21 protein-coding genes are annotated in these 21,676 nt (G+C 42.1%); 3 read left to right on the forward strand and 18 right to left on the reverse strand.

Features of this window, described 5'->3' with window-relative positions; genetic code table 11:
* Window positions 1-192: 192 nt before the first annotated feature.
* The 5 genes from Q7P33_RS13800 to Q7P33_RS13820 all read right to left on the reverse strand — a co-directional run bounded on the left by Q7P33_RS13800 (window position 193) and on the right by Q7P33_RS13820 (window position 4,836).
* Complete coding sequence (locus tag Q7P33_RS13800) at window positions 193-1,107, reverse strand: ketopantoate reductase family protein (protein ID WP_303871189.1); 915 nt, start codon at window positions 1,105-1,107, stop codon at window positions 193-195.
* A gap of 186 nt (window positions 1,108-1,293) precedes the next feature.
* Window positions 1,294-1,740, reverse strand: coding sequence for a DUF6194 family protein (locus Q7P33_RS13805; protein WP_303871191.1), 447 nt, complete (start codon window positions 1,738-1,740; stop codon window positions 1,294-1,296).
* A 183-nt stretch (window positions 1,741-1,923) separates the two neighbouring features.
* Entirely contained in the window at window positions 1,924-2,628 is a 705-nt protein-coding gene (locus tag Q7P33_RS13810) for a carboxylesterase (protein ID WP_303871192.1), read from the reverse strand.
* A 300-nt stretch (window positions 2,629-2,928) separates the two neighbouring features.
* Window positions 2,929-3,912 carry a serine hydrolase gene (locus Q7P33_RS13815; RefSeq protein ID WP_303871194.1) on the reverse strand — a complete coding sequence of 328 codons (984 nt, stop codon included), beginning with the start codon at window positions 3,910-3,912 and terminating at the stop codon, window positions 2,929-2,931.
* A gap of 249 nt (window positions 3,913-4,161) precedes the next feature.
* Window positions 4,162-4,836, reverse strand: coding sequence for an epoxyqueuosine reductase (locus Q7P33_RS13820; RefSeq protein WP_303871196.1), 675 nt, complete (start codon window positions 4,834-4,836; stop codon window positions 4,162-4,164).
* A gap of 176 nt (window positions 4,837-5,012) precedes the next feature.
* On the opposite strand from Q7P33_RS13820, the gene Q7P33_RS13825 reads away from it, so the two are divergent.
* A complete protein-coding gene (locus Q7P33_RS13825; RefSeq protein WP_303871198.1) occupies window positions 5,013-5,891 on the forward strand; it encodes a LysR family transcriptional regulator in 879 nt (292 codons plus the stop codon).
* 109 nt (window positions 5,892-6,000) lie between these two features.
* Here Q7P33_RS13825 and Q7P33_RS13830 read toward each other — a convergent pair whose 3' ends face one another.
* Entirely contained in the window at window positions 6,001-6,144 is a 144-nt protein-coding gene (locus tag Q7P33_RS13830; RefSeq protein WP_303871199.1) for a hypothetical protein, read from the reverse strand.
* Window positions 6,145-6,260: 116 nt separating this feature from the next.
* Between Q7P33_RS13830 and Q7P33_RS13835 the strand changes: the two genes are divergently transcribed.
* Both Q7P33_RS13835 and Q7P33_RS13840 read left to right on the forward strand, forming a co-directional pair.
* Window positions 6,261-8,249, forward strand: a complete 1,989-nt coding sequence (locus Q7P33_RS13835; protein ID WP_303871201.1) for a M13-type metalloendopeptidase — start codon at window positions 6,261-6,263, stop codon at window positions 8,247-8,249.
* Between the two features lie 151 nt (window positions 8,250-8,400).
* Entirely contained in the window at window positions 8,401-10,917 is a 2,517-nt protein-coding gene (locus Q7P33_RS13840) for a CAP domain-containing protein (RefSeq protein ID WP_303871203.1), read from the forward strand.
* A gap of 112 nt (window positions 10,918-11,029) precedes the next feature.
* Here the strand turns inward: Q7P33_RS13840 and Q7P33_RS13845 are convergent, their stop codons facing one another.
* The 12 genes from Q7P33_RS13845 to Q7P33_RS13900 form a co-directional block, all read right to left on the reverse strand.
* On the reverse strand, window positions 11,030-11,257 hold the full coding sequence (locus Q7P33_RS13845; RefSeq protein ID WP_303871205.1) for a ferredoxin family protein: 228 nt from the start codon (window positions 11,255-11,257) through the stop codon (window positions 11,030-11,032).
* Window positions 11,258-11,356: 99 nt separating this feature from the next.
* On the reverse strand, window positions 11,357-12,583 hold the full coding sequence (locus tag Q7P33_RS13850) for an NADH:flavin oxidoreductase (protein ID WP_303871206.1): 1,227 nt from the start codon (window positions 12,581-12,583) through the stop codon (window positions 11,357-11,359).
* 146 nt (window positions 12,584-12,729) lie between these two features.
* Window positions 12,730-13,374: a GNAT family N-acetyltransferase gene (locus tag Q7P33_RS13855; protein WP_303871208.1), complete on the reverse strand. Its 645-nt coding sequence runs from the start codon at window positions 13,372-13,374 to the stop codon at window positions 12,730-12,732.
* A gap of 87 nt (window positions 13,375-13,461) precedes the next feature.
* Entirely contained in the window at window positions 13,462-14,739 is a 1,278-nt protein-coding gene (locus Q7P33_RS13860; RefSeq protein ID WP_303871210.1) for a 4Fe-4S dicluster domain-containing protein, read from the reverse strand.
* 115 nt (window positions 14,740-14,854) lie between these two features.
* A complete protein-coding gene (locus Q7P33_RS13865; RefSeq protein ID WP_303871211.1) occupies window positions 14,855-15,784 on the reverse strand; it encodes an AraC family transcriptional regulator in 930 nt (309 codons plus the stop codon).
* Between the two features lie 303 nt (window positions 15,785-16,087).
* On the reverse strand, window positions 16,088-16,528 hold the full coding sequence (locus tag Q7P33_RS13870; RefSeq protein ID WP_303871213.1) for a GNAT family N-acetyltransferase: 441 nt from the start codon (window positions 16,526-16,528) through the stop codon (window positions 16,088-16,090).
* A gap of 177 nt (window positions 16,529-16,705) precedes the next feature.
* On the reverse strand, window positions 16,706-17,575 hold the full coding sequence (locus tag Q7P33_RS13875) for a PhzF family phenazine biosynthesis protein (RefSeq protein ID WP_303871215.1): 870 nt from the start codon (window positions 17,573-17,575) through the stop codon (window positions 16,706-16,708).
* 602 nt (window positions 17,576-18,177) lie between these two features.
* Window positions 18,178-18,528: a TIGR04076 family protein gene (locus tag Q7P33_RS13880; protein WP_070370401.1), complete on the reverse strand. Its 351-nt coding sequence runs from the start codon at window positions 18,526-18,528 to the stop codon at window positions 18,178-18,180.
* Entirely contained in the window at window positions 18,525-18,932 is a 408-nt protein-coding gene (locus tag Q7P33_RS13885; RefSeq protein WP_303871232.1) for a VOC family protein, read from the reverse strand. The genes Q7P33_RS13880 and Q7P33_RS13885 overlap by 4 nt, the downstream gene beginning before the upstream one ends.
* A 362-nt stretch (window positions 18,933-19,294) precedes the next feature.
* On the reverse strand, window positions 19,295-19,759 hold the full coding sequence (locus tag Q7P33_RS13890) for an FMN-binding protein (RefSeq protein WP_303871220.1): 465 nt from the start codon (window positions 19,757-19,759) through the stop codon (window positions 19,295-19,297).
* A gap of 14 nt (window positions 19,760-19,773) precedes the next feature.
* Window positions 19,774-20,733: an FAD:protein FMN transferase gene (locus Q7P33_RS13895; RefSeq protein ID WP_303871222.1), complete on the reverse strand. Its 960-nt coding sequence runs from the start codon at window positions 20,731-20,733 to the stop codon at window positions 19,774-19,776.
* A gap of 75 nt (window positions 20,734-20,808) precedes the next feature.
* Window positions 20,809-21,390, reverse strand: a complete 582-nt coding sequence (locus Q7P33_RS13900; protein WP_303871223.1) for a TetR/AcrR family transcriptional regulator — start codon at window positions 21,388-21,390, stop codon at window positions 20,809-20,811.
* Window positions 21,391-21,676: the final 286 nt, after the last annotated feature.

Consider the following 21,676-nt stretch of genomic DNA (forward strand, 5'->3'; position numbering starts at 1 on the left):
ATAGTGCTTTATTTTAGGATTCTCTTTAAATAAGCGCAAGCTAAAAAATTTATGATTTCAAGTTTTCTTTGTAAAATACAACTCCGTTCTTAAAAACACAAGGCAATTACTTGCTTTTTTAGCATATCTTATTGAATTAACAATACCACGTCCTCATTTTCTTCACAAAATTGTTATATCAACTTTAGAAAACTAGGAATAGCCCTTTTCAATGGCCACGATTTTGTCATAGAGCATGGCATTTACCGGAGTTTTGATCCCATGTTTTTGCCCAAGAGCCACCACCGTTCCGGAAAAAAGTGCCACCTCACTGGGTCGCTTGGCTTCAATATCCTGTCGCATGGACGGCTTTCCGGTGTCACTCAGGGCATCCACCACGCCCAGCCAGTAGGTGATATCCGCCTCATCCAGCGCTACCCCTTCCTGCTGCGCCACCGGAATGACCTCAGCCATAGCAGCAATCATCAAGTCCCGGGCTTTTCCGGGTTTTTTGACGCTACCAAAGTTTTCGCCATAGACTGAAACCACCTGATTAACCCCCACATTTAGCATAAACTTAGACCAGATTTTGCGATCCATCCGGTTATCAATTTGATAGGCGATACCCACCCGATCAAAAAAACGTTGAACCAGCATTATTTTCTCAGTGGGCTGATCATCCGCCCGATTGCCAAAACAGATCATCCCGGCATTGGTATAACTCAGGGCATTGCCTGATTTAAGGGTGTCCATGCCTTGGGCACAGGACCAGATCAGATTTTCTTCTCCAAACGCTTCCCCAATAATGGTTTCACTGGTAATCCCATTTAAGAGCGACACCATCAGGGTGTCCGGCCCGACACAGGGTCGAACGGCCTCGATGGCATCGCTTAACCCATTTATTTTAACCGCAAAAATAATCAGATCGGCTTGCTCAGCCTGTTCCGGGGTTTCATAGTGAAACCGACAAGGTACACCATTACAATATACGCCATGCTTCTGATAGTTATTAATCCGCTTTTGATCGGCGATGATGGTCAAATCGTCCCCAATTTGTTGAGCGATCCGGGCACCGAAAAGAATCCCCAGTGCACCCAAGCCAATGATTGCCACTTTCTTTATTTCCATGCTTACCTCACTTTTCAACCACATCGGCTCATGTCACTTTAACCTGATCTTCAAAATCAGGTGTGCATGTCAATATACATTTTGCGATAGCCTCACGATTATTACTGTCATGAAATCAATTTCGTTCACCGATATATATTTTTTTACATGATACGAATCTTAGTTGTTTTGAACAATCAATATAAACTATTTTCTTTTACTGAACTTTTCTTTGGAATATCCATATGCTTCTTCAATAAAAGTTTTCAACGTTTCAAAAGTTTCTATCGATGGGTTGAGTACACTAATCCAGCCCATCCAAGCATAGACAGGGTGTGGAATAATCTTATCAACTTCAGCGAAATCATAATTCATATCAACAATGTCGCCTGCTGAAGGGCGTTTTGGAATCTCACCAAATAGCCCTTCAAAAGTTTTTTTTCTTATTCCCAAGTTTACTCGAAACGTATTATCCCGATTGAGATTAGAGCTTTTATCATTATCACCATCTTTTTCTTTAATCGTCAATACATAAACACCACGTTTTAATGTTTTAAAAGGATTGTAGAAAATTCCTTTTTCACCCCAACTTTCCACAAGAACTGTCCCCTCAAGATTAGATATGCAGTAGTTCAAAATATCATCTGGCTTCATCCTGTCTCCCTATAAAATTATTCATATATTCTTGCTGATGGTTAATGTATATCCTCTTCTTGATTGATAGCTCAGATTCAATTATTTTTCAATCATCACTAAAAACAATCTATGTCATCTACATTATTACCTTTTTCGTCACAAACAGATAATATTTTCACCTGTTTTTTCGCTCCTAAATCGCTATACATCCTGGTTTTCAATCCAATTCCTGAAAAATTCCAATTGTTCTTCCGTATGAAAATAATGTTCGCCCTGTTCCATTATGGTTAGCTCGCAATCAAATTGCCGGGTGAAGTTTAAAACCGTATCAACTTCACATAAATCATCCTTTGAGCCGTAAAGAATGGCCGTCGGTTTATTCCAGCAATCAATGGGATGCTCTTTGACATAGCAATAATAATCCCAATAGAGTGGCTGGCCAATCGGCGTAGCCACTTCCTTTTCAGTTTGCAACTGCTCCTCGCTGATGTTGAACCAGCCCATCATATTATTGATAATTCGCTCCATATCAACAACTGGCGACAAAAACAGACATTGTTCCAAATCGACCGTTTTATAAGCAAGTAAACTAAAATATGCGCCCATACTACAGGCGAACAAACTGATCTGATCCCACCCCGTTTTTGCAAACTCCATAATACGTGTAAGCTCTTTAACGCACGCTTGAACCTTGCAGGGCGTTGGATCATTCTTGCGCTCGCCATGCTCCGGCAGATCGAAGCTCAGCACCTGGTATCCTAATTGTGTCAGTTTTTCTGCAAATATCACGATGACTTGATCCGCTTTGCTTGACATATTGCCATGAACAGCGATAAATATCTTGTAGGAATTTTCGCCCCAAATAATTGCCGGAATTCCCGCTATTTCTAAGTTTTGTGTTCTCATTTTACCCTCAATTATCTGTTTTGTTAAATCAGACCTGCTTATTTTTGTGGTCTTTAATCACTTCACTGATGATCATATATCAATAGCCCTTCTTTCCCAAAGCGCATCGGACATACCCGGCAACAGGTATTGCATGTCACCGTTTCAATACTTGTTGCGGTTGTCCCATCGGCATTGTTCCGGCATAACTATTGAATTCTTCAGATAGCAACCGGATTATCTTTGTCGCCATTATTAAATTAATTGTATCATTTTTACTATGCCGTGTAAGGTTATCTTAAAAAATCGCATCTCATGATTTTACACCATGCTGTTTTCAAATGCCGGTTCAATCATCGTTTTGATCAATTCGATGCTATCCCGGGCATCCGGCACTAAAAGCGATGCAATCGCAATCACCATGCCGTTTTTGCTATTGACGTAAATCGCATTGCCGCCATCACCCAGGGCGGCGAAGCTGTGGGCCTGATCATCAATGATCCACCACAGATAGCCGTACAAAAGTTTATCCCAACGGCTAGATTCCTTTGTGCTATTTGAAATCCACTCCGCCGCAACAAGCTGTTTTCCCTGCCACCTGCCACCGTCGAGATACAACTGCCCGATTTTTGCCATATCCTCCGGTGTCAGAAATAAGCCCCAGCTTCCCGTGTTGATTCCCTGGGGATCAACCACCCAACCACGGGTGTTTTTATCATTCATCACTGCCAGATGCTCTTCTTCGTTACGCAACAACAGATTATGGGGAACCGTGATTCCCATCGGCGTAAACAAATATTTCTCAGCAAAATCAAGAATTGACTGACCGGTTGCCCGCGCCAGAATCCCTGCCAAAATGTGGATACCACCAATGGCCGAATAATTGAATTCTCCGATGATGCCATTTCCGCCTAATAAATCAAGCGCATCCCGAATCGGATTTTGACTTGTAAAGAATAATTCATACGGTTCAGTTTCGTACTTATAGGGAGCAGTCATCGTCATCAGATGTTTTAGGGTAATCTTCTGAATGGTTTTTTCATCGTCTTTAACCTGATAATCCGGAAAAAACGCCAGCACCTTCTGATCCAAACTGTCAATATAACCTTGATCAATGGCAATTCCGATCAGTGTCGAAAGTACGCTCTTTGTCACCGAGTAGACGTGCACTGCATTATCGGCCGTATACCCATTAAAATACTGTTCATAAACTTTGATGCCGTTTTTTTGCACAATCATACCGGCAATATTCCCATAATCTCGGTTTATTGCTGTTTCAATTTCATTAATTCCTATTTGATTCATTTAATCATTCTCCTTTAAGTGATAAAGGATATCCTTGTAATTTAGGATAAGTTGATTAAAAATTATTTGCAAGCTATATTTTAAAAAAGATGAACCCCTCTTACCCCATCGTTCACTGGTTTTGGTTTAAAATCAGTTTTCTTCTGGTCATGCCACGATCATTCATTCCAGGTGCCTTTTATGTTTGCCTGGAGTTTATTGAAATTAATACCCGCTAAGTCTTTTTTTCATACCACCATTCACATTAGCTTATGCCAGGCCTAATCCCATTGGGCAAACAGTCCGGCATTGATTGCATACGACGGTGTCATGGCCTCGTTTGGTCTTACCAAAACTGTTTACTCGGCACGGTTTTTGTCTGACATGACCTTCTCCAATTGCCGCTGCGGGACAGCTTTTGATACATAAATCACACTGTTCCAGGCATACTTCAGCAGCCAATTCATCGGATTCGATTTGAAGATCGGTCAGAACACATCCGATTACCAAGCGGTTACCATATTCGTTGTTGAGCAACAATGTACTTTTGCCAAACGTCCCGATTCCGCTAAGATATGCCACATGCTTCATTGACAATAAACCTCGACCTTCCATTTTTTCTTCATCCCAATAGTCATAAGGGACATCACAAGGTAATGGCACACCAATCCCCTGATACGTCTTTTCTAAAAACATCGCGGTCTGAAAGGCAAGCTGATCAACCAGAGGCACCGCAAAATTATTAAAGTACGCATAGATCAGTTGGGCCTCAGCCATGAAGATGCCTTTAGGAAGCGCGATTCCGAAAGTAATCACACTTTTACAGTCCGGAAATAGATCAGCCGGATGAAATCCGTCTGGTGCTCCTGCAAATCGTTCAATGCCTGCAAATCCACAAATGTCCGCTCCAAAACTGAGCACTTTTTCACGTAATTCTGTTTTCATATCACCCTACTCCTTTTCATATCCATCTTAGTTACTCCTTATTTTGTATCAGATACGGGATTTTTATTGTCCCGACAGTAGGTTTATGTTACTATAAAATAATCAATCTGTTAAACAAAGTATTTCTATTATAATAATCGAAAATTTCGATCGTATCGAGAAAGGCGTTTACTCTCGTGGACTTAAAGCAACTAAAAACCTTTGTAGTTTTGTCAAAGAACAAGAACTACACCCGAACAGCCGATGAGCTCGGCTACGCGCAATCCAGTATTTCTGCTCAAATTCAGCAATTGGAGCAGGAACTAAACACAAAACTCCTTGATCGGATTGGAAAGAAGGTTTTTCTTACCGAGTCAGGGGAGCAATTGTTGCCATACGCCATTGAAATGTTGGCACTGGCTTCAACTATCAGAGATAAACTTGACAACGACCATTTGTCGCGTAGCCGAATTGTTGTTGGCGCCTCCGAATCTTTATGTGTTTTTAAGCTTCCGGCAATCGTCGAATCGTTTCGACGCTCCCATCCAAACATTGAACTTCATTTAGCGCTCATTGAAAATGCGCAGGTCGTGGAGCAGTTGACAAATAACACCATCGATGTCGCTTTCACAATCGGAAATTCCATTGAACATCCTACAATAACCTCATTTTTAAAAAAGCGTGAGGAACTTCTGGTTCTTTCTGCACCAACGCATCCCTTGCAATCAAAGAAAGCGTTGGCAATAACAGATTTCGCCAATCAGCCCTTCCTGTTGACGAGCACGAGCTGCAATTATCGCGAGACCTTTGAATGCGATTTAAAATCGCATGGCATTCCTTATCAAGTAACTCTGGAATCCGGAAGTGTTCAAGCAATAAAAAAAATGACAATCAGCGGTTTGGGCCTGTGCGTCCTTCCCAGTCTGGCAGTTCAGGAAGAACTAAACGCAAACTTATTAACGGCGTTGCCCTATAAAAATGACTATAAACTATACACCCAGCTCTTCTGCCATGCTTCAAAATGGCTCTCCCCCAACTTAGCCGACTTTATTGACCTTATTATTAAATCGATTTAAAAGCGCTATCCCATCTCCGGGTAAAACATCGCTATAACCAGCGCTTAAGTGGTTAATATTGTCTGATTGCAAATTATTATTAATTATAGTAAGATAAAATTAAGTTCATTCAAATATCTGAAACCACAAGCCTTTTCTCGCCCATTGCCAAGTTAAAAGCAGTAATCGTAGCGGTTCCAACATTTTCGATGTCTGTCAAAAAATAGCCCTCGGTACCGTTTTTTATCATTACTGTCGCAGCTAATTGCGGCATGGAGTCTGCCACCTGAATCTAGCTGAAACTTACAGCAATGCGGTATCAGATCACCTTATTAGAAAACCGAACCGTGAAGGTTCGATGATTTAATTTAGAAGAAAGGATATGCAATAATGCGAAAACGATTACTTGCGCTGGCCATCATCAGTTTGTTCCTGCTAGCTGGTTGCAACAACGCAACGAACAAACCATCCGCTAAACCCCAAATTTCAGAGGACTATTATGGCTTTATTAATTATGACCTGCTTCAGCAAAAAACCATCCCTGCCACGGAGGGGGCATGGTCTTACTTCTATGAATTGATTGAAAAAACGTCGGGGCAGCTTCAGGAAATTGTCACCGAACTGGCCGATGATCCGGGAGCATACCCATTAGGCAGCAGCGAGCAAAAAATTAGCGATTTATATCACTGTGCCATGAACCTCGATTTGCGCAACACTCAGGGTCTGACGGCGATTGCGCCCTATCTTACTCAACTTGATGCCGCGCAGACCCTCGATCAATACCTGGACGCACTAATCGCCCTGTCCGACATTGGTGAGTCCAGTCTGATTGAATATGACTTTTATCCCGATGACTTAAATTCGGATATCATGATGGTCGGATTTGAATCGATGTCTGACCTGATCGGTAAACAATACATGGAAAATGACTCAATGCAGGAATACTGCGATGCCTATCAGACCTATATTGCACAGATGCTGGTTCTTTGTGGCGAAGACGAACGTTTGGCTAAAACAGATGCCGAAGCGATTTACAGTTTTGCCAAAACGGTGGCCGCCAAAAGTCTGACACCTGATGAATTCTTTAATCCTGAGAAATACTACAATGTCTATAGCTATGACGAATTACAAGCTCTGTATAGCAATATCAACATGAAAAAATACCTCGACGCTCAGGGGCTGACCGCAACCGATCGTTATGTGGTTTTTGAGGTCGAGGCGATCAAACAGCTCAATACGATGCTGACTGAAGAAAATCTGCCTGTTTTGAAAGCCTTTAGCAAGTTTGTGCTGTTGGATCATCTGGCACCTTATGCTCCGGTCGCCTATCGTGATTTAAAACTTGAAATGAACATGAAACTCGATGGCTCAACCGAGAAAAAAAGCGATCAGCGACTGGCTTCGGACAAAATCCAAACGCTGCTGAAATGGGAATTCGGAAAGATCTACTCAGAAAAATATTTTAACGCAGCTGCCAAACAGGATGTCGAAAACATGGTTACAACAATCCTTGATCAGTACAAAACCATCATCAACAACCAGGATTGGATGAGCCCGACAACCAAAGAAAAAGCCCTACTGAAGCTTGATACCATGACACTAAAAATCGGCTATCCGAACCAGTGGCCGACCATTGGCGATTATCTTCAAGTCACACCGATAACCTCCGGCGGTGGCTACCTCTCAAATGTTGTCGGTCTGCAACAGAAAACCCGACAATACGAATACGATCAGTACAAAAAAGGTGTCGACCGTCAAACCTGGTATATTACCCCACAAACCATCAATGCCTACTATAACCCGGCCTATAATGAAATTTGTTTTCCGGCTGCCATCTTGCAGGCACCGTTTTATGATGCGCAATCTAGCCGGGGAAAAAATCTTGGTGGAATCGGCGCGATTATTGCCCATGAAATCAGTCATGCCTTTGATAAAACAGGTTCTTTGTATGACGAGAAAGGCAATTACAATATCTGGTGGACAGATGAAGAGTATCAGCAGTATGAAGCCCTGTCACAAAAAATCATTGATTATTACGGAGCCTATACCATTTTCACTGGTGATCCGGTTAATGGAACACTGACCCTGTCAGAAAACATTGCTGATTTGGGGGCAGTCACTGCGATCACTGCCGTAGCCAAAGAAGAGGGGGCATCCCTTGACGATGTTTATAGCAACTGGGCAACCATCTGGGCAAATCTGACCACCCCCGATCAGGCCAAAGAACATATCATCAATAATACCCACGCTCCGGCAGAGATACGGGCCAATGCCGTACTCAGTTCAATGGATGGCTTTTATGAGTGCTATGACATAAAAGCGGGTGATCAAATGTACGTCGCCCCGGAAAATCGGGTTGGTATCTGGCAGGTTAAATAAGCCAGTGAAAAATCCCTGACTGAGCCTCTCGATAAATGGCTACACCAACTAATTGTTAATCTGTTAGCAAGTTGCGCAATTGATGTGCATTTTTTCATAACTTTCGCAAGATTGATACCGTTGGTCACTGTGGAATTAAAAGGAGAACAGCATGCAAAAAAGACAGTTTAAACCGTTTGGAATGATTTTGATTCTTTTGATCACTTTGATTGTGGCATCAACCAGTGTGTGGGCCGAATCAATAGCAACGCCGATTGGTGTCCAGTATCGTGCCCATATTCAGAATGAAGGAAACATGCCAAAACCAGAGGGGTCTTTTGTAACAGGCTCGGATGCCATTGGAACGACCGGCAAAAGCCTGCGTTTGGAAGGGGTCTGGATCGAATTGACCGGCGAGGTGCCAGAAGGAGCCAGCATTAACTATCAGATCCACGTTGCCAATAAAGGTTGGCTGGATCCGGTCAAAAACGGCGATTTTGCTGGAACCACTGGTCTGGGACTACAGGTTGAAGCGATTAAAATCTGGCTTTCGGATTTTCCCGGTTATGATGTTTATTACCGCGGCCATGTCCAGAACAAAGGTGATACACCCATAGAAAACGGCCAATGGGGCTGGGTGAAAAACGGTGAAGAACTGGGAACAACCGGACTTGGCCTGCGTCTTGAAGAGCTGGAAATCAAGATTGTCCCTCAGGAAAAACCAACCAAACCGTTGTCGGCACCGACTGATTTAACCGCCACGGTGTCCGGAGCACATGCCCTACGCTTGACCTGGTCTGCACCCGAAAATGCCGAGTCCTATGCTGTCTATCAGTCAGACTCTGCAAATGGTCCTTATTCCCAGATTGCCTCGGCAGTTACAGATACAACCTTTGCTGTCGATACTCTGGCAAGTGGCCAAACTTATTATTTTAAAGTCGCCGCAGCAGCGAATGGATTTACTTCCAGCGATCTTTCGACGGAAGTCTCCGCCATCGCCGATATCGACAGGCAAGGCACGATCTATTTCGGCTCATCGCTGCTCATCGTAAATACCTCATTAGACTTCACAACGACTGAGTCAACCGGAAACCTGCCTGAACGCACCACCATTCAAAGTTCAGAAGCCTACAATAGCACTCCTTCCGAAGGCGGTAGGATTGACGCCGTTGTGCCCTATGAACCAACCGCAGAGACCCAATTTATTACCGATCATGAATATGTCCAAACCCAAACAGCCGTCGGTGATATGACAACTTTTTATGTATATAATTTTGCTACCGATTCTTCTGACCAGCTGGACGCGAAATGCGTTTATAATGAAGGGAACGTTGAAATCTGGGTGGACAACACCACCGATGAAAACGGAAACCTAGCCGTTCCGGTGAAGTCCCAATTAAGCCAAGATCAGATTGAGGTTCTGGGTCAGGAATATAACAACACGATTTATCAGCAAATGATTGAAAATTTCGGTGTTTTACCAGTAGTTAATAACAGCAACAAAGTAACGATTTTGGTCTACGATATCCAGGATGGTTATAGAAAAGAAAATAAATTTAAATGTGGATACTTCCAACCACTTGATCTGACCACTGATGCACAGTCAAACCGGCGATCGATGATTTATCTGGATACCTATCCGTCGATGACCCCTGATCCAGAGACCCCTTCTGAAAAAGATGCTTCAACGAGCTATTCGACCATCGCCCATGAACTCCAGCATGTCATTAATTATAATGTGAATGTCCTCCAACAAGGAGGATCAAGAATGAGTGCTTGCCTTGATGAAGCGTTTTCCATGGCAGCCGAAGACATGCTTTATGGAACACAGTATGGCCGGATTGAGTACTTTAAAAGCTCAGAGGCCGTTCAAAACGGGCTGTCCCCATTGATCTGGCAGAACGGGAAGGATGACGATGCGCTGTCAAGCTATGCCATGTCCTATATGTTTGCCATGTATTTGGAAGCCCAGGCTGGTACAACAGCCGTCTTTAAGGATATTATTGATGAACCCGGAGACGACTTTAGCGCACTACAGACGGTTATCTATCAGGATATTGACCCATCCTTATCCATTGTTGATCTGCTGACCAACTTCCGCATCGCATTACTGGTAAGTGCCGACTCCGGCCCCTACGGATTTGGTGGCAATCCCGATTTTGATGATGTCAAACCGTTAAGTTACGCCGGTGAGCCACTTAATCTTTTTGGCGGGGGCGCCATTGTAACCGACATCGCCTCTTCCCCCTTTACCGATGATCCGGCCGACCAAGGTGTTGATATTCAACTGATTGGTGTCTTTACGCCATCACGGGAAGAAATCGCCCAGAAGAATAAAGAAAAGGTGATTGCCCTGATCAACGAAATACGTCAAACCGCTGGACTGATCCCGTTGGTTGAAGATTCAGCGCTTGATCAGGCCGCTGCCGTTCGGGCGGAGGAAGCCACAATTCTTTTTTCCCATGACCGTCCCAACGGAGAAAGTCTGGCTGATCTTTTGAATGAAGTCGGGATCAATGATTTTACGGAAGTTAGCGAAGATATTACAAAAGGATTTAGCATACCACAACCCTTTTTAAACGCAATTAGTCAGGAGAAGCTGATGAATCAAGCCTATACTAAAATCGGCGTTGGCACTTATTCTACAGATAAGACCACGTACTGGGCACTGATCTACCGGGATGAGTAGATTATGAAAAACTACTGGCTGAGGTTGTGAATAAACGACCATACCGCCTAATTTGTTGTTCCCAGCCCCGGTAATCGGGGCTGATTTGTACCATGTTTTAAATATATCCGTCTTAGCGGTTTGGCGGCACCCAGCCGGTTTCGTCGCCAAAATAGGTAATTGATCCATTGGGACACAAATTGCCGCATCCATGGCATTGGTCAACACAACCTTCCGGGTAAACAACATGGGCCGCAGGCGCTTTCTTCTGATCATACACATCATGGGTGCATTTCTCAGTACAGCTGCCACAGCTAACACAAGAATCATAATTAATCATAGGATACCAATTTTTTGCCATTTTTAATCTCCTGTCTTTTTTTAGTCAACTTCATTAAACTATAAAACTGCTTAAGAATCAACCGATACTTTAGAAAATCAAATGACAATCGTTCACTTATTAAAAATGATCGGTTTCTGAAGATCGGCGAAAGCTGTTCGTTCTGCCATAATAGCATTTTAACGGGCGGGCTTCAATTCCAATGACACAGTAATTACAGTTGATGCATTTCGACTCCATTTGTGCTCCGGATTTGAATTTTTGTACCAGATTCGGCTCGATGATAAAGGGTTTGGCCATTGAAACAAAATCACAACGGTCATTTTCTATGATATCTCTGATCTCTGACAGTTTGCGAATTCCACCCACAACAATAACCGGGATATTTACCGCTTTTCTGATCTGCTCGGCACTTTTTAGATTAAACAGGCTGTAGGGCTGCGGGCTCTGCAGCTGTTTTTCTAATACCGGTTTAATCAGTTGCCGTAAAAAACCCGGCATATGTTTCAAGCGAAAATTATCTTCAACAATGATGTCAAAGGGGAACTTTCCCCGACTGAACCAAAACCCGTCTTCAATAATACCATTGGACACTTCAATGCCATCGCAGCCATATTTCTCAAGATACTTGGCAACCACGACGGCTTCCTCAAGCTGCATGCCATCCGCCGATTTTTCATAGGCGTTGATTTTAGCAAGGATTGGATAATCGCCAACAATTGCTCTGGCTTGTTGAAGAATTTCCTTTACAATTCGAAAACGGTTTTCGGTACTGCCACCCCAATTGTCGGTGCGTTTATTCATATGCGGCGATAAAAAAGAGGACAACAGGTAACCATGTGCCAGATGTAGCTGAACGCCATCAAAGCCGGCTTTTTTGCCCCGTTCAATGGCCGCTGTAAAATGGCTGATGATGTCAGATATTTCGCTATCATTCAGGGCATGGGGCTTATCTTCCCGATACATTCCGTCTCTGATAGCTGACGGAGCAACCGTGGGAAAACCGGTGATTTTTGATCGGGTCTGTCTACCGCAATGCGCCAATTGCAGAATTACTGGGGTATCTTGGGCATGAACCCGATCAACCAGAGTTTTGAAAGCCGGCAATTGTTGATCATTATCCAGCATCGCCATATTATAAAGCGGTGATTTTCCGTTCGCCATGATCCCTACGTAGCCTGTAATAATGGCTCCGACCCCACCCTTAGCCAAGCGTTCATAGAGCTTAATACACGCTTCTGTTGGCCGACCCTGAGCATCATTTAATCCTTCATGTGTCGCTGACCTTAAAATTCGGTTAGTTAGAGAAATTCCGGCAATGGTTGCGGATTCAAAGACTTCGTGCATTTAATCACATCCCTTCAGAATTTGTTATGCACAAAATATAAAACAAAAGAACTCAAAGATAAATACCACATTAAAACCGATTCTAACAGCATTGATATTTTTTTACGCCGATGACAAGGGGACGTTTCGTTTGTCATCAAGCAATCTCACTGGATAATCGAATGGCTGTGAATAAAAAATTCTTCCTGACTTGGCTGATATTTTTTCTCCCAACTTTCCAAACCCTCATCAAAACGCTCCGCTTCTTGTTCCTCGAACTCAAATACCGAACTTTGACGGTAAACCCATTTTCTGCCGTCCAGGACTTCCGGCTTGAGTTCTTTTACCATCATTGCCGTTGGATAGATCTCATTTTCCAGACAGATATTATATCGCTTACAGCTCTTAAAGCCACGGCTGACGTAATTATTCGGATTCCCAAAGATGACAATCACATCATAACCCAGTGCGAGAGCCTGTTCAAAGGAATACTCAATTAGTTTTTTCCCATATCCCTTTCGCTGATACTCTGGCAAAATGCAGACGGGGCCGAAGGTCAGGATCTCTTTTTCAGCCCCAGACTCATCAATCAGTTTTGTTTTCGTACACATGATATTCCCGATGATCTGCTTATCAACTTCAATCACCAGATCCAACGCTGGCAGAAAATCTTCGTGGGATCGCATCACATGAACCAGATAGTGTTCATTACACCCCGGGAAATATAAATTCCAAAAACATTTTCGGGTGAGTTCTTCAACTTGCTGATAATCGCTTTCTTCTTCATTCCTGATTTTAATTACTTTGTCCATGTGTCTATCCATTCCTTTCTTTTTATTAATCGGATTCATAACCTCACTTTTTATGCTCCGGACGACTTAGCCGTTGCAGTTGATACTTTAACGCCCCCTGTTGGCAGACAGTAATTTATCCAGATAAATTGATTTAAACTGTTTGCTGGCCAGAATCTGTTTAATTGGCGGCAGTTTTAGAATCACACCAAATACCGCTGCCATCGCCCGATGATTGGCAAATGCCTGATTGTCGAAGATCAGATTCTGAAGCGTTCCCTTTTCAATCGCCTGCAGAACAAACCGATGGGTACTGTTTACCGGGGTAATGACTTGGATCACTCTTCGCTCTAAACGAATCACGTCCTTCGGACAACTTCTGACACAGACACCACAGCCAAGACAGACATTCTGATCGACCACGGCTACGCCTTTGCCTTCTTTTTTATTTTGCATGGATATTGCCAGTACCGGGCATACCTTTTCACATTTACCGCATCCGATACACCCATCCGAGATAACGGGTAAATAATTCGTTGTTGCGACTGGCTGCATGGGGCTGAACTTTCTTGCCGTTTGTAAGGCTTCGCAGCAGCAGCCGCAACAATTGCAGATAAATGCCGGGAATTCCCGAACATTTTCACCGATCTGTACCAGATTCGCCGCATACGAACGCTCCAATACATCCATGGCCTCCGCTTTGTCAATTAATCGGGCGTGCTGTCCATTTTCTGCCAGAGAATGGGCAACATCGCCCAAGGTTAGACAAACATCTAACGGCGCATCAATTTCACAGGGGTGACCGACATGTAACATCTTATGGCGACAATAGCAGGTTCCAAGCCCAATATATGCTGCTTCTTCGATAATATGACTGGCTCTTTCATAATCCAAAATATGAATCGTATTATCATTCGTTAAAACTGGTTCCTGAATATAGACTCGTCCCAGAAATGTTTCTGTTGCAAAGAAAAGATCTTTGACAAAATCTTCTTCAACATTCATATACTGATAGTAAAGCTCACTTAAATACTTCTGATCTAAATCCCCTCTTGTTCGCATCAGGGCGAATTCAATAAAACCCGCCATCGGTGGCGGCATGACAAATTGACGTTGTCCCTGATAATAAGAATCCACCAGCAAAGCCTTCTCGCACAAACGATCTAAAAAGGTTTCTGCACTTAATTCGCTGATCTTCCAAATTTTTGCCGCCTTTTTCGCAGTAAATGGACGAACCGGCAACAACGCCACCCATTTTGCTTCCTGTTCTGTGTACAGCACCTGTAGTATTTTATAAAGACTCTCCGATGGCGGTGCACCCTGGGTAAACCAGTTAATTCTATCTTCTAAATTCTTGTAGGCATCTTTACTTGTTATATGTCCCATCTATTTACTTTTCCTCACATGTTACTTCATATCCATCCCTGTGATAACAAGGGGCCGCTTCGGGGGTTTTAGTCGTTCACCATGCTTTGACATTAGCAGATAATCACCCCGTTGGCTATTTCTTTTTTTCAACAGGAATCCAGATTTCTGTTACAAATTGACCATTCCCTTTGTTATAATGCAGCTCCATTTCCGGTACATTGGGTGCTAACTGATATCCTGATGTTGCAAACCATTCGGTGAAAATTCTTTTCCACATAATGCCTGCTTGTTCAGCCACCTCTGCCATTGACAATGGCTCAGTTGGGAATACGGCCCACGTCGATGCCGGAATCGAAAGCGCTGTAAAGTCTTTTGGTGCCCCTGACGATGGTGAAAAATATCCTATCATGTAAGAATTAGCCGTATCCGTACAGTTATAAATGGCGGCATGTAGCGGTACGTTTGCCTCCAGATTGCTGGCCTCGCGGATTTTGTCCATTGTACCATCGGTTCGACACGTTTTCCAAAATTCGGGAACCGTCGTGAAATTCTGATTGTCTATGGTACAAATCTCGGTTTCAACACCATACATTTCTAAACTTTCAATCTCTTCAACACGGTATTTCATTTCGGTGTCTCCTTTAATCGAAATATTGAACGAAATACGCGGATAGGCTTTCAGCAGTACCCTTCTATTTCTTGCTGATGTTGGCGCTACATCGTGCATATTCTTAAAAGCCCGGGAGAAAGCTTCCGGAGTATCGTAGCCGTATTTTAGGGCAATATCAATTACTTTGCTGTCGCTGTTTTGAAGCTCAAATGCCGCCAGTGTCAATCTTCTCCGTCGGATATACTCCGAAAGCGGAATTTCAGCGATGTATGAAAAAAAACGCTGATAGTGGTAAACAGAGCAAACTGCAATTTTAGCAGCTTCACTATAGTCGACTGTGCCATCTAAATGGCTTTCAATGTATGCAATCGAACGATTTAGTTTCTGTAACCAATCAAAATCATGCTGTTTTTCATTTTCCAGTAGTTTCCTGCTTTTTTGCTGCCAATCCATCGTATCACCTCCTGTTCAATTTCACTTTAACATTTCAATCAGATCGACGCATGATATTCTTTGCACGTAAAAAGAAAGCATAAATATTTCAATCAAATGATCTTCAATAAAACCAATGGTTTCTTGTATTTGTTCCCACGCATCCATTTCAAAGCACCTTCTTGACTGATCGCCTATCATGATCAGCTAAACAGCGCTTTACTGGGTCTGACTTTCTAGCGCAATTACTGTAACAGTCGATGTGTTTGGCCTCAAAATATAAACGCTGAAGCCATAACTAATGATCGTCAGGATCATAGTCCTTCATCGCTCTCGCTTCAGGTAGACCATATCAACAAGCTGTGTCCCATCCTCAAACATTGGATGGTCATAATTGTCCGTAAAAAAGTTTTGTATCCGATATGATTCTGCAAATCCACATTTCTGATAAAAACAAAGCGCCGAAGGAACATCACCCGTTCCTACAAGCATTGTCATGCAATCGCTGTAATGAAAAAACAGAAAATCGATCAGTTTTTTTCCATATCCCCTTCGCTGACACTCGGGCATAACCGCAATGTTCTTTAGCTCATAAATACCCTCTGCCTCTTTCGTAACCACACACTCGGCTTTAACGCCATGATCGTCCAAAACAAACATGTCCCCACGCTCAAGGTACTTGTCGATCATGTCTTCCTGTTCATCAGCCAATAAAAGCAAGTCGATATATGCTTTCTTATTGTTTTGAACTTTCCTTATATTCACCAGTATTCACTCCTATTTTAAAATCAAATCCACACAAAAGATCCCTATCATGCCTTTGCAGATATCCCATTCAAAAACCCGGGAATCGATACATTTTTTCCTTCTTTTTTCAAGCATCCCGCTGTTTGATGGGCATGACAAACGAAGCATCCCGACGTCATTTGTTATCGCTATTGTTTATACTTCAATTTTAATCTCTGTTAGATTTAGAGCTTTTCCACCGACTCGAACTTCATGTATTTCATCGTTTTCCACGCTTATCGAAATCATAATCTCCGATGGCCTGTTCATTGAGTCGCCCTGCGCAAAAGACACGTTTTTAGCGTATTCAGGCGTAATCTGATTATACTTAAGCAAATAACACGCCAATGCGCCGTTTGATGTTCCTGTAGCCGACTCTTCAGGAATACCATATAGCGGCGCGAAGTTACGACAATGGACACTTGAATTGTTGCGCGACTCACGCGCATACAAATGATACCCAATTACGCTGTATTTTTTGCTGATATTAGAAATCATGGAAAAATCCGGCTGAATGCTACGAAGCACATTCATATTTCTGATTGGTATGATGATATCTTTGATTCCAGTCGATACAATCTGTACCGGCAATGCTTCATTTATGTCAGCTACTGAAATATTTAAAGAATCCGCAATTTCCGTTTTTTCTATCATCTCATAAAAGCTTGGCTTCGCTTGATTCATCATGATCGAAGCGTCTTCTCTCACCGCAACATTTAATATGCCCGCTTTTGTCTCCTGTGTGTAATTTCCACACTGAATATAACCTTTTTTAAGTAACGTCGAAAACGTTCCGATGGTGGCATGACCGCACAAATCGACTTCTTCAGTTGGTGTGAAAAAGCGTACTCTGAAGTCGGCAACATCAGATTTCATGACAAAAGCAGTCTCACTGAGACCAACGATTCCAGCGATCTTTTTCATATCATTTTCAGATAGCTCATCAGCGTTTGCCACAACACCAGCCGGATTTCCTCCGATCGCAGTCTTTGCAAATGCATTGATTTTAAAAACTTTAATTTCCATCTAAATACCCCCGTAGCAAATTTTAATCGGCGCTGTGTCCCCTCGACTCAATTCACCGTTTTTCTCCCAAATACTTTTCTGCAATTTTTATGCAAGTTCGGATTCTCAGTGATATTTTTGCTTCAATCAGATCTGCTCTGTTTTCTACACCTTATCCGATTCAACAGTTCCTGTTTATTTTTGCCGGGTTCGGTTTATTCTTCACTGCAATAATCCATAAAGCGACTTCGATACGCGTCATCCTCCACGGCTTCGCTGGTTAACGGTTCTGAAAGAGATGCCATCAGCTTCATCTTAAATCAATTCAGGCCGTGACAGGAAGCCATACCTCAATGCGGCTTCTGCCTTTTTTATCAGTTCTTTCACCATACTGGATAAAGTCAGCCTGTGCCATAATTTAGGAATCGATAGAAGCCCCTTTTTATACTTACATTATACCTTTGAAAACAAAGTTTCTCTCTTTCAACTATTTCAGTATCTATAATTCTGTCTCCTTTAAATTAGTAAGATTTCCAGTTATTTCAAATTTCAGTTAAATTGGGCGATAATGATGTGCCTTTCTAAATTTTCTTAAACATTATATTGATTTATTACTACAAGTCTCACTGCTGAAAAAAATTTCCTTTATAGAAATTTACATTTTCGGTCTTATTTGCCGTCATTTTAAAACAGACACATCCATCCGGACACACATAATCCTTGATATATTTCTCTGATCCACCTACATTCATCAAATCTCCTCCGCTTCTTACTGCCTGCATATCTGCAAAGAGAATCTGCATCATCTTTGAGCAGATTCCATATCCCTGATTATTTACGGGACAACCGTAGGTGCAAGTATATTTATCCCCTATCTCTTCGCCGTTACGGCAGTAATGCTCGGTATGATCACTGCGAAGAAATCCAGTAACTTCTATCTCAAATTCAAATTCTTCGTCGTACCACTTTTTCATGCTTGCATTTCTCCCTCATTAGTAAATGATCCTATTTCAATCAGATTGCCTTCAGGATCTGCAATATAGCAGGTCCGCTGTCCCCAAGGTTCAGTAGTCGGTTTCATTACTTCCCTGGCACCTTTCTGAACGACATCATTAAAAACACTGTCAACCGCCTCATAATTATCTACGCTAAGTGCAATTTCATAATGTCCATTCAACCCTTTACAATATGCGAACTTGTTTCCCGTCATATTTTCAAAGTCAGACTTTCGATAAAGCAAAAACAGTGTTCCATCCTTTTCAAGATACACATTTGATGTGTTCTCATCTTCTTTAATGCCAAAGCCAAGAACGTCTCTATAAAAGCGCACCATCGTTGGCATATCATCAACCATAATTCCAAATCCATCTAATCTCATATCGATCATATCTCCCCATAATTTTTTTAATTCTGTCAGCATTGCAATAAATATTCTCACGAATTTAAATAATATGTCATATTTATCATATCACTTCTGCAAATAATAAAAAAGCCCACTATAATCTGCATATACAGATAACAGCAGGCCGGACCATCATTTTATTTTCTATCTATATCATCTGAGAATGCTTTAATGGCTCCGAGGTTTCTCTTCTTCTCCTTAGGACAAAGGTGGCGGATGAAACGGGTCTTTTGAGTTTTCCTTTTAGTTGCCACAAATGTAAAAGGGACTTTGGGGTAATATCGCAAAACAAAATAAACATTGTGCTACGAGCCAGACTCAAAATGAGAGAGCCCTAATCATCTTTCCGGCTGTGCCTGTTTGAGCGCATTTTCAAGCGCCTTGAGATGTGCTTTTGAAGTTATGGTGGCACCACTGATAACATCCACCTGTAGCGTATTCGATTGAACGGCACTATTAAACAAGTTGTCAATACTGAGTCCACCTTTAAGTTCCGCAGGCGTTCCATCCTTACCCAAAGCACCCTTCAATATTTTAATGTCTGAAATTTCCCCACCCGATACTATCATCTCAACCTTTGTATCTCTTTTATGATCTTTTGTACCTTTGTATTCACCAATATATGTTCCGTCGCGAAGATTCTTGAACTCAACATCTGAAAAAACCAACTCTTTGATTTCTCGCTGACCGGGTGCGTCAGCGATTATTCCTCCAAGCGCTCCGACTCCGATGACAACAACAACAATAACAACTATAATAATCCACATTTTTATTTTCCCCTTTCTCTTTTCTGATCTACTCATTACTCTTACCCCTTTCATATTATCAAAGCTTCGACTCCTTCCGCAGCCTGAAAGCATTCTTTAATACCTTGCGTGATATAAACCTGCAGAAACTTGTCAACCATTATGGCTTCAGCGCCTGGAAAATGCACAAGATATTCCAGTCCCTTCTCGATACCAGCTGCAAAGATTGCAGTAGACAAAGCATCTCCAATAACTGCGCTCTCATAAATAACAGAAACGCTAATCAAACCCGAGTCGATAGGGTAACCCGTGACAGTATTCAGAATATGATGTCTTCGTTCTCCATCCATGTCAATAAAATAACGTTCATAATCACCGGAGGTTACCACTGCCTTGTCGGTTACTTTCACTGCGCCAATCAAGCTGTTCTCTTGTCTGGGATGCCGAATACCGACACTCCATGGAAAACCTTCCGGCTTATTTCCGAGTGTTGATACATTCCCTCCGATATTGATAAAAGCAGAAGATATACCATTCTCCTGAAGTACTTTTATGCAATGGTCACTGGCATAGCCTTTTCCGATACCGCCTAAATCAATGGACTGTCCCTTTTTCCACAGATAAGCCCTTTTTTCCTTTGAATTCAAGAGCAAATCACGATAGTTAACCAAATCCAGTGTCCTTCGGATTTTACCTTCTTCAGGCGCATGAAAGGAGTGCTTATAGTCCCACAAATCTACCAAAGGACTGACAGTAATATCAAATAGTCCCTGAGAAATCTCCGCCAAACGGATTGCGATGGACAGAATCTCATATGTCTCTGTGCTAAGATCTACATAATCTTTCCCTGCAAACTGATTGATTCTGCTAACTTCACTGTCCTGCACAAAGCGGCTGAGTTTCTTTTCAAGCCGGAAAAGCTCAGCTTTCACTCTGGATAAAACCTGCTCTTCCTTTTTGCCATGTATTTGGAATGAAATAAGCGTATTCATGCAAAAGATAGTGTCCTTTACGTCTGCATAGTTCAACATATTTTTCTCCTTCCAACGCGCTTTGAATGAATATATTACTATTCATTCAAGACTTACTCTGAAAAAACTGCTCATTTACTCTGAGCAGTCCGTTAGACCTTTCATAATAAGTTCTGTCATCTGAACCAAAAGTTGCGGAAAATATTCAAGCCCAATTTCCTCTTTATGCGTATCGATATTGATAATAGCTGCAAAAATCATCATAATCATTTTGCTGTCAATATCTTTTCGCATTTTGCCCTGTGCTTGCCATTCCTTCACAAGTCCAAGGAAACTGTCATATAGAAAGTCAACCGCCTGAAGTCCGTTTTCCTGACGATAAAGCTGTTCTATTTTTGAGAACACATATTTGTTATTCCATTCTCGCAGTATGGGATTCTCGTTTAAACCTTCAGTATTCAGTGCCAGCATTTCTCCAATGACTTCCATTGGGCTTTTCGTTAAATCAATAGACTGTAAACAATGCTTTTTTAGTTTGGCATTCTCCTCCAGAAAAATGTCCATAAATAGTTTTTCTTTCGATGGATAGTACTTATAAAATGTACCTATCGCTATTCCAGATTTTTGTGTTATTTCTGAGATGTTTGTTTCCTTAAACCCTTTAGCGCTGAACAATTCTTTCGCGCAATCATATATCACTGTTTTTCTATCTTCCACGATCTGCACTCCCCTTGATGAATGAATTATTTATTATTCATTCGCATTGTAATATGAATGCAGTAGAATGTCAATAGGCTTTTTCTGTCATTAGTACACCTTTTAAAGCAGCGCAAACATGCCTTTCAGTCCGGGGCTCATGTTGTACTTCTGGGCGATATCGAACATGGGCTTCCGTTCTCAGTCCTTTTATATGCATTCGTTGATTGCAACACTTATTTTAGACCCCAGTGGAATTGTCAATAATAGTTCAGTCAAAACGCGCAAGGAATTTTCCAAGCCCCTA

Source organism: Acetobacterium wieringae, assembly GCF_026646375.1.
GTDB lineage: Bacteria > Bacillota > Clostridia > Eubacteriales > Eubacteriaceae > Acetobacterium > Acetobacterium wieringae_A.

Coding starts and splice junctions, on each gene's coding strand:
- Q7P33_RS13890 (WP_303871220.1), bottom strand. CDS start 19,759: ATGAGTAGATCAGAAAAGAGAAAGGGGAAAATAAAAATGTGGATTATT.
- Q7P33_RS13815 (WP_303871194.1), bottom strand. CDS start 3,912: ATGAATCAAATAGGAATTAATGAAATTGAAACAGCAATAAACCGAGAT.
- Q7P33_RS13875 (WP_303871215.1), bottom strand. CDS start 17,575: ATGGAAATTAAAGTTTTTAAAATCAATGCATTTGCAAAGACTGCGATC.
- Q7P33_RS13840 (WP_303871203.1), top strand. CDS start 8,401: ATGCAAAAAAGACAGTTTAAACCGTTTGGAATGATTTTGATTCTTTTG.
- Q7P33_RS13805 (WP_303871191.1), bottom strand. CDS start 1,740: ATGAAGCCAGATGATATTTTGAACTACTGCATATCTAATCTTGAGGGG.
- Q7P33_RS13880 (WP_070370401.1), bottom strand. CDS start 18,528: ATGAAAAAGTGGTACGACGAAGAATTTGAATTTGAGATAGAAGTTACT.
- Q7P33_RS13820 (WP_303871196.1), bottom strand. CDS start 4,836: ATGAAAACAGAATTACGTGAAAAAGTGCTCAGTTTTGGAGCGGACATT.
- Q7P33_RS13860 (WP_303871210.1), bottom strand. CDS start 14,739: ATGGGACATATAACAAGTAAAGATGCCTACAAGAATTTAGAAGATAGA.
- Q7P33_RS13895 (WP_303871222.1), bottom strand. CDS start 20,733: ATGTTGAACTATGCAGACGTAAAGGACACTATCTTTTGCATGAATACG.
- Q7P33_RS13810 (WP_303871192.1), bottom strand. CDS start 2,628: ATGAGAACACAAAACTTAGAAATAGCGGGAATTCCGGCAATTATTTGG.
- Q7P33_RS13830 (WP_303871199.1), bottom strand. CDS start 6,144: ATGCCGCAATTAGCTGCGACAGTAATGATAAAAAACGGTACCGAGGGC.
- Q7P33_RS13885 (WP_303871232.1), bottom strand. CDS start 18,932: ATGAGATTAGATGGATTTGGAATTATGGTTGATGATATGCCAACGATG.
- Q7P33_RS13855 (WP_303871208.1), bottom strand. CDS start 13,374: ATGGACAAAGTAATTAAAATCAGGAATGAAGAAGAAAGCGATTATCAG.
- Q7P33_RS13800 (WP_303871189.1), bottom strand. CDS start 1,107: ATGGAAATAAAGAAAGTGGCAATCATTGGCTTGGGTGCACTGGGGATT.
- Q7P33_RS13850 (WP_303871206.1), bottom strand. CDS start 12,583: ATGCACGAAGTCTTTGAATCCGCAACCATTGCCGGAATTTCTCTAACT.
- Q7P33_RS13845 (WP_303871205.1), bottom strand. CDS start 11,257: ATGGCAAAAAATTGGTATCCTATGATTAATTATGATTCTTGTGTTAGC.
- Q7P33_RS13865 (WP_303871211.1), bottom strand. CDS start 15,784: ATGGATTGGCAGCAAAAAAGCAGGAAACTACTGGAAAATGAAAAACAG.
- Q7P33_RS13835 (WP_303871201.1), top strand. CDS start 6,261: ATGCGAAAACGATTACTTGCGCTGGCCATCATCAGTTTGTTCCTGCTA.